The 14,048-nt window shown below is 41.7% G+C and carries 15 protein-coding genes; 7 read left to right on the top strand and 8 right to left on the bottom strand.

The window, feature by feature from the left end; all coding sequences use genetic code 11:
- Nucleotides 1–15 precede the first annotated feature (15 nt).
- Both ptsP and GFH30_RS01790 read right to left on the bottom strand, forming a co-directional pair.
- Nucleotides 16–2,313 carry a phosphoenolpyruvate--protein phosphotransferase gene (gene ptsP / locus GFH30_RS01785; protein ID WP_153370586.1) on the bottom strand — a complete coding sequence of 766 codons (2,298 nt, stop codon included), beginning with the start codon at nucleotides 2,311–2,313 and terminating at the stop codon, nucleotides 16–18.
- An 86-nt stretch (nucleotides 2,314–2,399) separates the two neighbouring features.
- A complete protein-coding gene (locus GFH30_RS01790; protein WP_153370588.1) occupies nucleotides 2,400–2,882 on the bottom strand; it encodes an RNA pyrophosphohydrolase in 483 nt (160 codons plus the stop codon).
- A 180-nt stretch (nucleotides 2,883–3,062) separates the two neighbouring features.
- On the opposite strand from GFH30_RS01790, the gene GFH30_RS01795 reads away from it, so the two are divergent.
- Both GFH30_RS01795 and GFH30_RS01800 read left to right on the top strand, forming a co-directional pair.
- Nucleotides 3,063–3,713 (top strand): HAD family hydrolase, encoded by a 651-nt coding sequence (locus GFH30_RS01795; protein WP_153370590.1) that lies wholly within the window; start codon nucleotides 3,063–3,065, stop codon nucleotides 3,711–3,713.
- A 156-nt stretch (nucleotides 3,714–3,869) separates the two neighbouring features.
- Nucleotides 3,870–4,127, top strand: a complete 258-nt coding sequence (locus tag GFH30_RS01800) for a DUF2789 family protein (RefSeq protein ID WP_153370591.1) — start codon at nucleotides 3,870–3,872, stop codon at nucleotides 4,125–4,127.
- A gap of 68 nt (nucleotides 4,128–4,195) precedes the next feature.
- On the opposite strand, the gene GFH30_RS01805 is transcribed toward GFH30_RS01800, so the two are convergent.
- Nucleotides 4,196–5,065: a LysR family transcriptional regulator gene (locus GFH30_RS01805; protein WP_153370593.1), complete on the bottom strand. Its 870-nt coding sequence runs from the start codon at nucleotides 5,063–5,065 to the stop codon at nucleotides 4,196–4,198.
- A 281-nt stretch (nucleotides 5,066–5,346) separates the two neighbouring features.
- On the bottom strand, nucleotides 5,347–5,583 hold the full coding sequence (locus GFH30_RS01810; RefSeq protein ID WP_153370595.1) for a DUF2061 domain-containing protein: 237 nt from the start codon (nucleotides 5,581–5,583) through the stop codon (nucleotides 5,347–5,349).
- Between the two features lie 422 nt (nucleotides 5,584–6,005).
- Here GFH30_RS01810 and leuC point away from each other — a divergent pair, with 422 nt between their 5' ends.
- The 4 genes from leuC to leuB all read left to right on the top strand — a co-directional run bounded on the left by leuC (nucleotide 6,006) and on the right by leuB (nucleotide 9,974).
- A complete protein-coding gene (gene leuC / locus GFH30_RS01815; protein WP_153370597.1) occupies nucleotides 6,006–7,454 on the top strand; it encodes a 3-isopropylmalate dehydratase large subunit in 1,449 nt (482 codons plus the stop codon).
- Nucleotides 7,455–7,554: 100 nt separating this feature from the next.
- Nucleotides 7,555–8,205, top strand: coding sequence for a 3-isopropylmalate dehydratase small subunit (leuD, locus tag GFH30_RS01820; protein ID WP_153370599.1), 651 nt, complete (start codon nucleotides 7,555–7,557; stop codon nucleotides 8,203–8,205).
- 83 nt (nucleotides 8,206–8,288) lie between these two features.
- Nucleotides 8,289–8,852 (top strand): hypothetical protein, encoded by a 564-nt coding sequence (locus tag GFH30_RS01825; protein ID WP_153370601.1) that lies wholly within the window; start codon nucleotides 8,289–8,291, stop codon nucleotides 8,850–8,852.
- Between the two features lie 42 nt (nucleotides 8,853–8,894).
- The gene (gene leuB / locus GFH30_RS01830) at nucleotides 8,895–9,974 is read left to right on the top strand and encodes a 3-isopropylmalate dehydrogenase (protein WP_153370603.1); all 1,080 of its coding nucleotides are present in this window, start codon (nucleotides 8,895–8,897) and stop codon (nucleotides 9,972–9,974) included.
- A 64-nt stretch (nucleotides 9,975–10,038) separates the two neighbouring features.
- On the opposite strand, the gene GFH30_RS01835 is transcribed toward leuB, so the two are convergent.
- On the bottom strand, nucleotides 10,039–10,449 hold the full coding sequence (locus GFH30_RS01835; protein WP_153370605.1) for a hypothetical protein: 411 nt from the start codon (nucleotides 10,447–10,449) through the stop codon (nucleotides 10,039–10,041).
- A 145-nt stretch (nucleotides 10,450–10,594) separates the two neighbouring features.
- Nucleotides 10,595–10,816, bottom strand: a complete 222-nt coding sequence (infA, locus tag GFH30_RS01840; RefSeq protein WP_001284370.1) for a translation initiation factor IF-1 — start codon at nucleotides 10,814–10,816, stop codon at nucleotides 10,595–10,597.
- 231 nt (nucleotides 10,817–11,047) lie between these two features.
- Here infA and GFH30_RS01845 point away from each other — a divergent pair, with 231 nt between their 5' ends.
- Entirely contained in the window at nucleotides 11,048–12,055 is a 1,008-nt protein-coding gene (locus GFH30_RS01845; protein ID WP_153370607.1) for an AraC family transcriptional regulator, read from the top strand.
- A gap of 178 nt (nucleotides 12,056–12,233) precedes the next feature.
- Here GFH30_RS01845 and truA read toward each other — a convergent pair whose 3' ends face one another.
- Together truA and GFH30_RS01855 are read right to left on the bottom strand one after the other, a co-directional pair.
- Nucleotides 12,234–13,031: a tRNA pseudouridine(38-40) synthase TruA gene (gene truA, locus GFH30_RS01850; RefSeq protein WP_153370609.1), complete on the bottom strand. Its 798-nt coding sequence runs from the start codon at nucleotides 13,029–13,031 to the stop codon at nucleotides 12,234–12,236.
- Nucleotides 13,032–13,049: 18 nt separating this feature from the next.
- Nucleotides 13,050–14,015 carry an asparaginase domain-containing protein gene (locus GFH30_RS01855; protein WP_153370611.1) on the bottom strand — a complete coding sequence of 322 codons (966 nt, stop codon included), beginning with the start codon at nucleotides 14,013–14,015 and terminating at the stop codon, nucleotides 13,050–13,052.
- Nucleotides 14,016–14,048 lie beyond the last annotated feature (33 nt).

Here is a 14,048-nt window from a genome sequence, read left to right on the forward strand (position 1 = left end):
TTGGACGTTATCCTTTTAAGCACTCACAATCCGCGTTGCAGATTTCACCATATCGCCTAAACCATGCGTTCTAAAGTAGCGCTCTAACCAACTTTTAACCACAAGCGGGTTATCGAGTTTGAGCACATGTGCGAGTAATTCTTGGGCATCACTCATCGGGACATGGCAAATCGCTTTACGCACACGCAAAATATTGCTTGAACTCATGGAAAGGGTATTGAAGCCCATTGCCATAAGTAAGATAGCAGAAATAGGATCTCCCGCCATTTCGCCACAAATGCTGATCGGTTTATTATGACGATGACAATCCTGAACCAAGCGCGATAACGCACGTAAAATGGCAGGATGCAAATGCGAATAGACACTTGCGACACGTGGATTATTACGGTCAACCGCCAGTAAATATTGGGTCAAGTCGTTTGAACCGACCGAGAAGAAATCGACCAATTCTGAAAATTCATCAATTTGATACAGCACACTCGGGACTTCAACCATAATCCCGATTTTAGGTTTGGTAATTTTGACCTGTTCTTCTTCTTGAACTGCAACCCAATCGCGTTCAAGCAAATACAGTGCTTCTTCGACTTCACTGACACTGGTTACCATCGGCAGTAAAATATGCAGATTATTTAAACCAATACTGGCTTTCAGCATTGCGCGAATTTGTGATGAGAAAATTTCAGGATGATCGAGGGTAAAACGAATACCACGCCAACCAAGCGCTGAATTATCTTCTTCAATGGAGAAGTAAGGTAAATCTTTGTCCGCACCAATATCCAAAGTACGCATGACTACAGGTTTATTGGCAAAGTGGCTCAACTGCTGACGGTAGATCGCCCTTTGTTCCTCTTCACCCGGGAAACGGTCGCGCAGCATAAATGGAATTTCTGAGCGATACAGACCCACACCTTTGGCACCGCGTTGTACACCACGCACGACATCAATCATTAAACCTGTATTTACGAATAAACGCACTGCAACACCGTCAGGGGTAATCGCATCTTTGGTTTCGTACTGGCGTAAATCTTTCGCGATTTGCTCTTCTTCTTTTTGAATTTCTTTATAACGGGTACGCAGGCGACGTGGTGGATTAATAAAGACGCGACCTTGATGCGCATCGACAATCATTTCCACATCATCGAGCGTATTGATCGGCAGTTCTGTCACTCCGACAACGGTTGGAATACCGAGCGCACGCGCGACAATCACCATGTGTGAGTTCATTGCACCTTCCGAGGTGACAATGGCTGCAATTTTATCGACAGGCAGTTCAACTAAAGCGGCAGTTGAAATTTCCTCACCAATTAAAATGCTTTCGTCGGTGAGTTCACGGTGGTTGGCATCTTCAACTTGCAACCGCGCCAAAATACGCCGACCGAGGTCTTTTAAATCGGCAACACGTTCTCTGAGATAATCATCTTCCATTTGCGCGAAGCGTGCGACGTGATTATCAATGACAATACGTACTGCACCTTGTGCCCAATTGCCTTCACGAATCTGTTCTTTGATTTCTGCGGGGAGGGCATTTTCGTCCAACATGCGTAAGAACACGCTAAACAATGCACGTTCTTCTGCCATTAAGGCATGCTGCATTTTATCGTCTAAATGTTTAATTTCTTCGCGTACAGAATCAAGGGCCGTGTCGAGGAGTTGCAACTCTTCACTAATATCATCTGCTTCACGATCAGGAACTGCACCTAAATCGGCAGGTGGGTACAGAATGACAGCACGACCGAGTGCAATGCCACCTGAACCAGAAACGCCTTGGAACGTCTTATAGGCAGGCAAATTGTTGGGTTTACGAAACACATCAATGTTACCGACAGCATGTGCATGGGCAATTACGCCTGAGAGCTGCGCGCATAAAGTCACAAGGAAGGATTCAGCCGCTTCACTAAAGTCTTGTGATTCTTTATTTTGAACAACCAAAACGCCCATGACTTTACGGCGGTACATGACCGGAACGCCAAGGAAGGAGTTGTAAATTTCTTCGCCTGTTTCAGGTAAATATAAGAAACGTTCGTGCTTTGGCGCATTGTCTAAATTGACAATTTCTTCACGCTGTCCCACTAGCCCGACCAGACCTTCACCCAGTTGCAGTGAGACATGTCCCACCGCTTCTGGGTTTAATCCCTTAGATGCCATAAGCAAATAGCGATGATTGCGTTCATCGAGCAAATAAATGGAGCAGACATCCACATGCATGGCTTCTGCCACATGATTGACCATGATATCGAGTGACTCATGCAAACTGGTCGATGCATTAATCTCTTGGACAATGCGTCTTAAAGTCTCCAGTTGCATATTCGACATCAGGTCTGCTCCGTTTTTTAAGTGCTAATCTCAAGTTTATTTATAACAATAGATGACCAAAAAATCTGCATATTTATACGATTTTTTTAGCTTTTTTGCCGAGGAAGCTGCTGACACAACTCCACCATCGCTTTACGGTAAACGTCGCGTTTAAAGTTGACGACTTGACCCAATGGATACCAATAACTGACCCATTGCCATTGATCAAATTCAGGCGGATCAGATAAATTCAATTGAATATTCTGAACTGAACCTGTCAGCCTCAATAAAAACCATTTTTGCTTTTGTCCGATACACACCGGATCTGAGTCCGGACGAATGTATCGATGTGGCAAACGATAGCGCAACCACCCTTTGGTTTGCGCAATAATTTGGACATGTTCGGGCAATAAGCCAACTTCTTCTCTTAGCTCACGAAAGAGTGCCTGTTCAGGGGTTTCTCCATATTGGATGCCTCCTTGTGGAAATTGCCATGCATTGTGACCAATGCGCTTTGCCCATAAAACTTGTCCAGCATCGTTTGCCAAAATGATCCCGACATTCGGTCGGAAACCTTCGGAGTCGATCATTTGGCTACCTAAATATTGTTTAATTTATAGCTTTACCCTCGGGGATTGTTATTTCTTTATCCAACACGAAAAGCAAAGTGTAAAAATGTTAAAATTGCTATGATCTTAACGAATTTCTATCGACTAGCGGAGATAGATTTACAATTTTTTTCTTAAATTTCAGTTTTTACGAGTATTTTCATGAAATTGGCACTGTTTGACCTTGATCACACCCTATTAAATACAGATTCTGACCATTCATGGGGAGAATTTCTGGTCAATGAAGGTTTGGTCGATCCAATTCGTCATCGTGCCATGAATAACAAGTTTTATGATGACTATAAAGCAGGGCAACTCGACCCCATTGCCTATAATGAGTTTGTGTTTGAATTTTTAACGCAGCATGAGTCTGATTATTTGACACAATTACATCAATTATTTATGCAAAAAGTCATTCGTCCACAAATGCGCCCTGAAGGCTTTAAAGCCATTCAACGCCATAAAGACGCAGGTCATGCTTTGGTGGGTATTACCGCAACGTCGGACTTTATTACTGCACCAATTTTCCGTGAATTTGGTATCACTGAAATTATTGCCACCAATGCTGAAGTGGTAGATGGAAAATATACGGGTAAAGTGATTAATGTGCCGTGTTATCAACAAGGAAAATTAACGCGTTTAGATCAATGGCTTGCAGGTCGAGACGTGACCGAGTCATGGGCGTATTCAGATTCAATCAATGACCGTTTCTTATTGGAATATTCCGATCATGCGATTGCGGTGAATCCAGATGATCGCTTAGCAACTTTGGCAAAAGAACAGGGTTGGGATATTCAGGACTGGTCGATCTAATCTGAAAAAACTGTTAAGCACAACGAATGTTGTGCTTTTTTATGTGCGCTATTTCAGGGTGAATATTAATGTAATTTCACAATGTATCTGAAGTTCACATGCTAAGCTTTCAAACTCAATACATGCCAATCACTAAAATAATCTGAGGGATTGAATATGAATCAGGTTCGACCGCGTATGACGCATTTATTTGAACAATTAGGCTTAGATTCAACGGCTGCAGCAATCGCAGAATTTATCAGTGAGCATCAGTTACATCAAGATTTAGCATTGCTTGATGCGCCGTATTGGACAAAAGCGCAGCATCAATTCCTAGCCGAAAAAATTGCATCGGATGGAGAATGGGCAATTGTAGTTGATCAACTGAATGAAGCGCTACATGAAGATGCAACCAGCGAAAGCCAAGTGCAGTAACGCGTCAAAATCATAGACGTTAAAAGCCAATCAAGAGATTGGCTTTTTATTTGCGCTGAATGCTTGATTTAAAGCTTAGGAATGCTCATTAACTCGACAAGCGCTTTTGCCGCTTTGGATTGAGTACGACCTGGATGCCATACCATGCCCAGTTGACGGCTCATTTCTAGGTTAATATCTAGCTGTTGTAGCTCTTGATTGACTAAAGTTTTAGGCAGCACCGACCAACCCAGTCCAATTGACACCAACATACGAATCGACTCGAGTGGGTTATTGCTCATGGTCACTTTCGGTTTGACACCTTGTTTTTCAAATTCAGCTAATGTGATTTGCGTGGTATAGGTTTGCGATGAAGGTAACAAGCTTGCATAAGCCAGTAAATCTTCAAGTTTTAAATTTTTACGCTGTGCCAAAGGATGGAATGGGGCTGCCACGAATACCAATGGATCATTCCAAATGGTCACATAGTTTAAGCGTTCATCACCCACCGGTGGCAAAGTCAAAAATGCGAGCTCTAAATCACCTGCAATCACTTGCTCATGCGCTTGTTCAGAATCCACAAAATGCACGTCAAGCGTGACATTGGGGAAGTCTTGTACATACGTTGCCAAATGACTCGGTAAATGATGTAAACCAATATGATGGCTTGTACCCACTTTTAATTTGCCTTGCACCTGACCTTGTTGATGACTCAAGGTATGGTGAATATCACCCAATTCATTCAACCAGTTTTTAACTTTTGGCAGAAGTGAATGTGCCGCATGGGTGGCTTGGACACCACGTCCCGCAGATTCAAATAATTTCACACCAAAATATTCTTCTAAACTATGAATACGTTTGGTCACGGCAGGTTGGGTAATAAAAAGTTGATCTGCCGCCAAAGAAATCGATCCAGTTTCCATGACTTTTACAAAAGCTTCAAAGGCTGCGAGATTCATCTTAATCACCTATAACGAATTTTTATGCGTAAGTCTATTGTTGTTATATTCGAAGAATAAATCAAAGGAAATGTTGTGTTTTTGAATGAAATATAAACTTATAGTGAAAAGTAGAGGTTTTAAAGCAAGATTATCTTAAAAATAATGTCTAATCATAAGAAGGGTAAAAGAGCCACTTAATAAAACATTCGATAAAGCGCATGACATGAGATGCAGAAGGCGAAAAAGACCACCGAGGAAGGTCGTGGTCTTTTAATAGAAGATCGACATCGCTCAAAAAATTAAACTGCAATATTTTGATCGGTAGATTTGGTTTTTTGTTCCCACACTTTCTCATGGAAGAAGAAAGCAAAAGCTTGAACAGTCGGTTCTAATAAACTTAATGCCACCGCCATCGCCCAACTGCCTGTCACAAAGTAACCGACCAACATCGCAATACTGATGTGCATGATGTAATAGCTGAATGTTTTTTTAAACATAAGTTGATTATTTACAACGAATTTTTGAACTTGTGCCATGTTGATCTTCCTCAAAAATAAATAGCGGATGCTTTGTCTTGATTAAATAATAATAATTCTCATTTAAATTGTCTAAATGTTTTTTTGAATGATCTTTATAGGGTAAATCTCAAATCACGTGATTACACTGAAATTGATTGCTTCATATACATTGGTTTTCGCAATATATTCGATGAGCCTATCAGGATTGATCTTTTTTATCGTAAAAATTACTAATTTAAATTAAATATTGAGCATGTTCAGTACGAATAAACAGCGCTATTTTCTAGGCTATATAGCGTATATATTCGATAGAAAATCGAGAAGACCAACATTCCAAAAAGTTTATAAACTAATAAAAATGATAAATTAGATTTATGTGATTACGTGGTTATAATCAAAGTTAATGAAAGAATTTACCCAGTCCAGTGGAGTACATCGACATGGCAGGCGAAACCCAAAAAGCAGAAACCCCAACAAAAAAAACGTTGTATGACAAATTGTGGGATGACCATCTAGTAAAACAACGAGATGATGGCTCTAGCTTACTGTATATCGATCGTCATTTATTGCATGAAGTGACCTCACCGCAGGCGTTTGAAGGCTTGCAATTGGCAGGTCGTCAGCCGTGGCGTTTAAGTGCCAACGTGGCAACACCTGACCATAATGTTCCAACCTCTAAAAAAGAACGTTCAGAGGGTATTTCGGGTATTGAAGACGATACCTCGCGTATCCAAGTACAAACCTTAGATGACAACTGTAAAACCTTTAATGTGGTTCAGTTTGACATTAACGATGTACGTCAAGGGATCGCCCATGTGGTTGGGCCTGAACAAGGTTTAACGTTGCCGGGTATGACGGTGGTGTGTGGTGATTCACATACTGCAACACATGGTGCATTCGGTTGTTTAGCACATGGTATTGGTACATCTGAAGTTGAACATGTATTGGCAACCCAATGCTTAGTTCAAAAGAAAATGAAAAACATGTTGGTACGTGTTGACGGCAAATTAGGTCAAGGCGTTACACCAAAAGACGTGGTTTTAGCGATTATTGGTAAAATCGGTACGGCTGGTGGTACAGGTCATGCAATTGAGTTCGGTGGTCAAGTCTTCCGTGATATGTCGATTGAAGGCCGCATGACGGTCTGTAACATGGCAATCGAAGGCGGTGCCCGTGTGGGTATGGTGGCTGTCGATGAGAAGACCATTGAATATGTAAAAGATCGTCCATATGCACCGAAAGGCGAGCAGTGGGATCAAGCGGTTGCTTATTGGAATACCTTACATTCTGATGAAGGCGCGCACTTTGATACAGTGGTTGTACTACAAGGTGAAGAGATTGAGCCACAAGTATCTTGGGGAACATCGCCTGAGATGGTGATTCCTGTGACGCAAGCTGTGCCGACTTTAGAACAAGCCAAAGATGATGTTCAGCGTAATGACTGGACACGTGCGTATCAATATATGGGTTTAAATGCGGGTCAAGCATTGGCTGATATTCAACTCGACCGTGTCTTTATTGGTTCTTGTACGAACTCACGTATTGAAGATATCCGTGAAGCTGCAAAAGTTGCACAAGGCAAAAAAGTCGCACCAAGTATTAAACAAGCCATGGTGGTTCCGGGTTCTGGTTTAGTGAAAGCGCAAGCTGAAGCTGAAGGTTTGGATAAAATTTTAGTAGAAGCTGGTTTTGAATGGCGTGAGCCGGGTTGTTCAATGTGCTTGGCAATGAATGCTGATAAATTACAACCAGGTGAGCATTGTGCCTCGACCTCAAACCGTAACTTCGAAGGTCGTCAAGGCAATGGCGGTCGTACCCATTTGGTCAGCCCAGCGATGGCAGCAGCGGCTGCAATCGCGGGTCACTTTGTTGACGTACGCACGTTCTAGTTTAAGCCCTCATCCTAGCCTTTTCCTAGAGGGAGAAGGAAATTCCCTCTCCTCATAGGAGAGGATTAGGGAGAGGTCACGGATTCAGTGAGAAATAAACATGAAAAAATATACCGTTGAACAAGGTATCGTTGCACCATTAGACCGTGCCAATGTCGATACAGATTTAATTATTCCAAAACAGTTTTTGAAATCCATTAAACGTACAGGTTTTGGCGAAAACTTATTTGATGAATTGCGTTATTTGGACGAAGGTTATTTGGGTTTAGATAACTCAAAACGTCCTAAAAATCCTGATTTCGCATTGAATCAACCGCGTTATCAAGGTGCGTCAATTCTAATTTCACGTGCCAACTTTGGTTGTGGTTCAAGTCGTGAGCATGCGCCATGGGCACTTGAAGAATACGGTTTTCGTACCGTGATCGCGCCAAGCTATGCCGATATTTTCTTTAATAACAGCTTTAAAAATGGCATGTTGCCCGTGATCTTGTCTGAAGAGATTGTCGATCAACTCTTTAAAGAATGTTTCGCGACGGAAGGCTATCAACTCACGATTGATTTGGAAGCACAAGAAGTACGTACACCAAGTGGCGAAAGCTTCAAATTTGAAGTTGATCCATTCCGCAAACATTGTTTATTGAATGGTTTAGATGATATTGGTTTAACTTTGCAAGCTGCGGATGATATTCGTGCTTATGAAGAAAAAACCAAGCAATCACGCCCTTGGGTTTTCAACGAGATTCGTGGATAAATCTTATTATTTAGGCATAGCTTGATGACCTGACCCTTGATAAGATCGCACGAGGACATCTTAACTTAGGTTAAACATTCAACATGGCGAAATATTGGAAATCGTTGTTTGCTCTAAGCGGGATCACGCTAGTGCTGAGTGCATGTCAAAGTGTTGATACCATGCGGCTCAAAGCAGTTAAAGAGAATGCGAAAACGCAGTCAAATGCTTTGGTTTATTGTGCAGGCACACACGATTGTGAATTTGAGCGACTCGATAAAACCATCATTATTGATGCAAAGTCAGGGCGCTTAAACAAACAGGCAAAGCAAGCAAATATCGTACGTTTAAATGCGAAAAGCCTGAGTCAGCCCAATGCACTTTATTTATCTGTAGCACCGGGTCCACATGAGTTGGTGGTACGTTTTTATCCGATTAGTCGAGATAAAGCGGAAGTATTGCATCTGTTTCATCGTTTTCAAGCCAATCAAGCGTATACCTTGAAAATGTATCGTCAGCGCAATACCAAAGCGAATAGCTTATTAAAAACCTCTGCGCCTGAGCCACTGTGTGTGGATCTTATGCAGAATAAGAAAACAATTCGTCGTTTTTGCAAACCTTACAATGTTCAAACGGGCATTGCAGAATTTGTAGAACGGAAAATTTAAATCGGTTGGTTTATACACTGACCCATAAAAATGGAATATCTCATGTCTAAACAAATTTTGATTTTGGCTGGTGACGGCATCGGTCCTGAAATTGTAAAAGCTGCAGAACAGGTACTGACTGTTGTTAACGATAAATTTAATTTAGGTTTAACGTGGGAACAAGGTTTATTGGGCGGTGCGGCTATTGATGCACATGGTTCACCGTATCCAGATGTGACCTCTGAACAAGCGAAAAAAGCCGATGCGATCTTACTCGGTGCTGTGGGTGGTCCAAAATGGGATGCAATTGAACGCTCAATTCGTCCAGAACGTGGTTTGTTAAAATTACGTAGCGAACTTAACCTTTTTGCAAACTTACGTCCTGCGATTCTTTATCCGCAATTGGCAGATGCATCAAGCTTAAAACCTGAAATCGTTGCCGGTTTAGATATCTTAATCGTGCGTGAATTAACGGGTGGTATTTACTTCGGTCAACCACGTGGTATTCGCGAGTTAGAAAATGGTGAAAAACAAGGCTACAACACTGACGTTTATTCAGAATCTGAAATTAAACGTATTGCGAAAGTTGCGTTTGAAATGGCAAATCTTCGTGGCGGTAAAGTGTGTTCTGTTGATAAAGCCAATGTTTTAGAGGTAACTGAGCTTTGGAAACAAACGGTTACTGCATTAAAAGAAGCGGAATATCCTGAAATTAACTTGTCGCATATGTATGTCGACAATGCGGCAATGCAATTGGTACGTGCGCCTAAACAGTTTGATGTCATTGTAACGTCAAACTTGTTCGGTGATATTTTGTCTGATGAAGCAGCAATGTTAACGGGTTCTATTGGGATGTTGCCTTCAGCATCATTGGATGAAAATGGTAAAGGGATGTATGAGCCTTGCCATGGTTCAGCACCGGATATCGCGGGTCAAAACTTAGCAAATCCATTGGCAACCATTTTATCAGTAGCGATGATGCTACGTTATACGTTCCGTGAAGAAGCCGCTGCAAAAGCGATTGAAGATGCAGTGGGTCAAGTACTTGATCAAGGCTTGCGTACTGCAGACATTATGTCTGAAGGCATGAACAAAGTAGGAACAGTTGAAATGGGTCAGGCGGTTGTTGCTGCTTTAAACTAATTTCAGCCGTATAAAAAAACGCAGCCATGAGCTGCGTTTTTTTATGCTTGATGCTTTTAAGGTCTTAGCAAGTGCGACCTGTATAAGCAACAGAGGTCGCAATATTATCTTTTAATTGAAAGACAATTCGACATTGCAGCTCGACATCATAACGTTGAGATGCTGTAGCCGTGTTTGGAATCGGAATAGAGCCTGTACCTGTGACAGGTGATTGCGCAACAGAAAGTGGAATCATGACGGATCGTTGAATGATATAGGTCAGCTGATGCGCTGTTAATACGGGTTCTTGGCTCTGTTCGTAGCCTATTGCAGTTAAATCTAGACTGCTATAAATAGATTGACTCGTTTGACCGATGAAGGACTGCAAATATTGCTCACGGTCAAATTGACTAATCGGCATCGTGCTACAGGCATAAAGAAAAATCGAGAGAGCGACAAGAAAGAACAGTCTAAAAGAGGAGAATTGAGTACGCACAAGATGACTCCAAGCAATACAACGTTATGTTTATTCTAGCGAGTCGGTGTGCAATGGATTGTTGTAATATGACAAACGGTCATTGATGAATATTAAAAACAAAAAAGCCACGACAAGGGCGTGGCTTACGAGCTTGCGCTAAAACTTAGCGTGCACGGTAAGTGATACGACCCTTTGTCAAATCGTAAGGTGTCATTTCTACTTTAACACTGTCGCCAGTCAAAATGCGGATATAGTGTTTACGCATTTTACCAGAGATGTGAGCAATCACTTCATGACCGTTTTCTAAACGTACACGGAACATAGTATTAGGAAGCGTCTCGGTGACAACGCCTTCGAACTCGATGAGTTCCTCTTTATTGGCCATAGCCTACCTGAATGAATAAATTGGAAAGGCGCAAATTATAGTCAATTTTTTCGGTTAACACAAGGCGAAACGGGCGCTAGACTGATCATCTGTCAGTAAATTAAGCGAAGTAGCAGTTTAAATAAATTAACTAAATAGTTATCTTCTTTTGTTGTCAGTTTGGTCAATCGCAGTTAATCTAAAATTAATCTTTTTGGGTATAAATGAAGCACATACAAGGAAGGTTTTTGAGTGAGTCAGCTAACGGATGCATCGGTTGTATTACGTTTAGGCTACCAAGCGATTCGTCGTGCCGGTTTGCCTACCGAAGAATTACTAACTAAAGCAGGAGTCGCTTTAAATCAAGTGGAGGCGAATGATCGTACACCACTGAGCGCGCAGTATGCATTTTGGGTTGCTGCAGAAGAGGTAAGTCGTGACCCCGATATTGGATTGCATTTGGGCGAGCATTTGCCGTTATACCGCGGGCAGGTGATCGAGCATTTATTTATTTCGAGTGCAAATTTTGGTGAAGGACTGAAACGCGCTTTGGCTTATCAACGTCTGATCAGTGATGCTTTTCATGCCACATTGGTGATTGAAGATGATCGTTGCTATCTGACTAATGGTGAGCAGCCCTATTCAGAAAATATCGTCAATCGTCATTTTACCGAATGTGCGATGTCAGGTGTGCTGCGCTTCTTTAAGTTTATTACTGAAGGACGTTTTGAGCCAATTTACATCGATTTTAACTTTGCCAAAGGCGCAGCGGATGATGAGTATTTTCGTGTCTTTGAATGTCCGGTGAGTTTAGGGCAAAAAGAAACACGTCTGTATTTCGATCCAAACATTTTAGACTTTCCACTTTGGCAAGCAGAACCTGAATTACTTCAATTACATGAACAACTTGCGATTGAGAAACTGCAGGAACTCGCACGTTATGATTTGGTTGGAGAAGTCCGCCGTGCCATTGGCTCAACCTTGGAAAGTGGTGAAACCACATTGGAAACCGTGGCAGCACAACTGAATATTACTCCGCGTCGTTTAAGAACGCAGCTCAGTGAGGCAAATACCAGTTTCCAACAAATTCTTTCTGATTATCGTTGTCGTTTAGCTAAGCGTTTGTTGGCAGGTACAGCGGAAAGTGTGGAGCGAATTGTATATTTAACTGGGTTCTCTGAACCAAGTACCTTCTACCGCGCATTTAAGCGTTGGACCAATGAAACGCCTGTAGAATATCGTAAAAGGAAGCAGCGTTAGACCAATGAAACACCTGTGGAATATCGTTAAAGGAAGCAGCGCTAGAATCCCTCCCTTGCGAAGCAGTGCTTCTCACCTTTATAAAAGGGGGATTTTTTGACTTCTTATTATCTTACTTTTCAAAGTAGGGGAGCTCCTCCCTTTTTTAAAGGGAGGTTGGGAGGGATTGTTTAATAATTTATTCCGGCATATTTAGCCAATGCGGCCCTAAAGGCATTTTCGGTAAATCGAATTCTGTTGGATACTCTGCATGAATGAAATACAAACCATCTGGCGGTGCGGTAATACCTGCCGCTTTACGATCTTCTGCCGCAAAAATTTCATCAATATATTCAATGCTATACATACCTTGACCCACTTCAAGCAAGCATCCCATGATGTTTCTGACCATATGGTGTAAGAAACCATCTGCTTGAATGTCTAATACGAGATATTGCCCATGTGGAATCAAACGACAATGTCGTACATGGCGCACAGGTTGGTTTGACTGACACGATGCTGCGCGGAAACTTTCAAAGTTATGTGTACCCTCGAATTTTTTCGCGGCTGCAATCATGGCATCTACATTCAAGTCGTAATATGCATGGGTAACTTGTTTATGCAGTAACGCAGGACGAACAGGGTGATTGTAAACCACATAACGATAACGACGTGCCTTGGCTTTAAAGCGTGCATGGAAGTCATCATCCATCGCTTTAATCCATTGAATCGAAATATCTTTTGGTAACTGACTGTTGCAACCCCGTAGCCAACCATGAATGGAACGTACCGCAGTTGTGTCAAAATGCGCGACCATATTGGTCGCATGTACACCCGCATCGGTACGTCCTGCACCGTGTAAAACAATGGTCTCGTTAGCAACAGTAGACAGCACCTTTTCAATGGTTTCTTGCACGCTTGCGACACCCGGTTGTTGTGTTTGCCAACCGCGATAGTTCATGCCACAAAACTCAATACCCACTGCAAAACGCTGCATATCTACCTCAAAACTGAATTATTCGTACCAATGACGATGCCATTGTTCAACTGCATCGTATTGTAAATACATTTTTAGTGCTTTTGCATAAAGATCGGCATGACCATGACTTTCATTTAACAAAACTTTGCTGTGTTTAACCCAATCCGCAATCGCATAACGCTGATCTGTACCGCCAAAAGGGACCTGTGTAGTGAGGACGGTCGCGCAGCCTTTTTCATAAAGTTCATCAATGAGCTGAATAAAATCAGCATTCACTGCAAGATTACCTGTGCCAAAACCTTGCAAGAATAAAAAATGCGGTGGGTGGATGAGAAGCTGCTGTAAATTTTGTATCTGTAAATTAATGTCTATCGGCTGAATCATCAGACTCATGCAGTTAAATGATTTCGCTTTTTCAATATCATTCAGTGTAATATTTTTTGCCTGTTTCGGTTTTTGAATATTGATTTGGGCATCAAGACCTGCAAAAGCAGCAAGTTCAGTCGTATGAATTTTAAGAGCTGTTTGTGCATGAATCACTTGCTGATGAAAAGCTAGATAAACGCCTGAATCTGACGTTATAACTTTTTCTAATGCAAAAGTTAAATTATCCATCGCATCACTGAATTCACGCAGTTCATTGCCACCGGTATTGAGTAATGGGTATTGACTGCCTGTAAGAATGACATGCGCAGATTGCGCTAGACAATGTGATAACACAGCACTGGCATAACTAAGCGTATCGGTACCATGAATAATGACAAAATATTGATAATTTTCTTTGATTAGGTCTTGAATAAAATAAACCAATTCAAGCCAATCTTGTGCCTGACAGGCACTACTGTCCTTGATTTTAGGTGCTTGAAAGCATTTAACCTGATATTTTTTTTCAAGTAGATGATTTAATTGTGGAATAAAAGCATCAGCGGGCATAGGTGCGAGCGGATCACCGACACAGCCAAATGTTCCACCCATATAGATTAAAGCAATATCTGTATTCATAAAAAAAGCAGCCAAATCATGACTGCTTTAGTG

Source organism: Acinetobacter wanghuae (assembly GCF_009557235.1).
GTDB lineage: Bacteria > Pseudomonadota > Gammaproteobacteria > Pseudomonadales > Moraxellaceae > Acinetobacter > Acinetobacter wanghuae.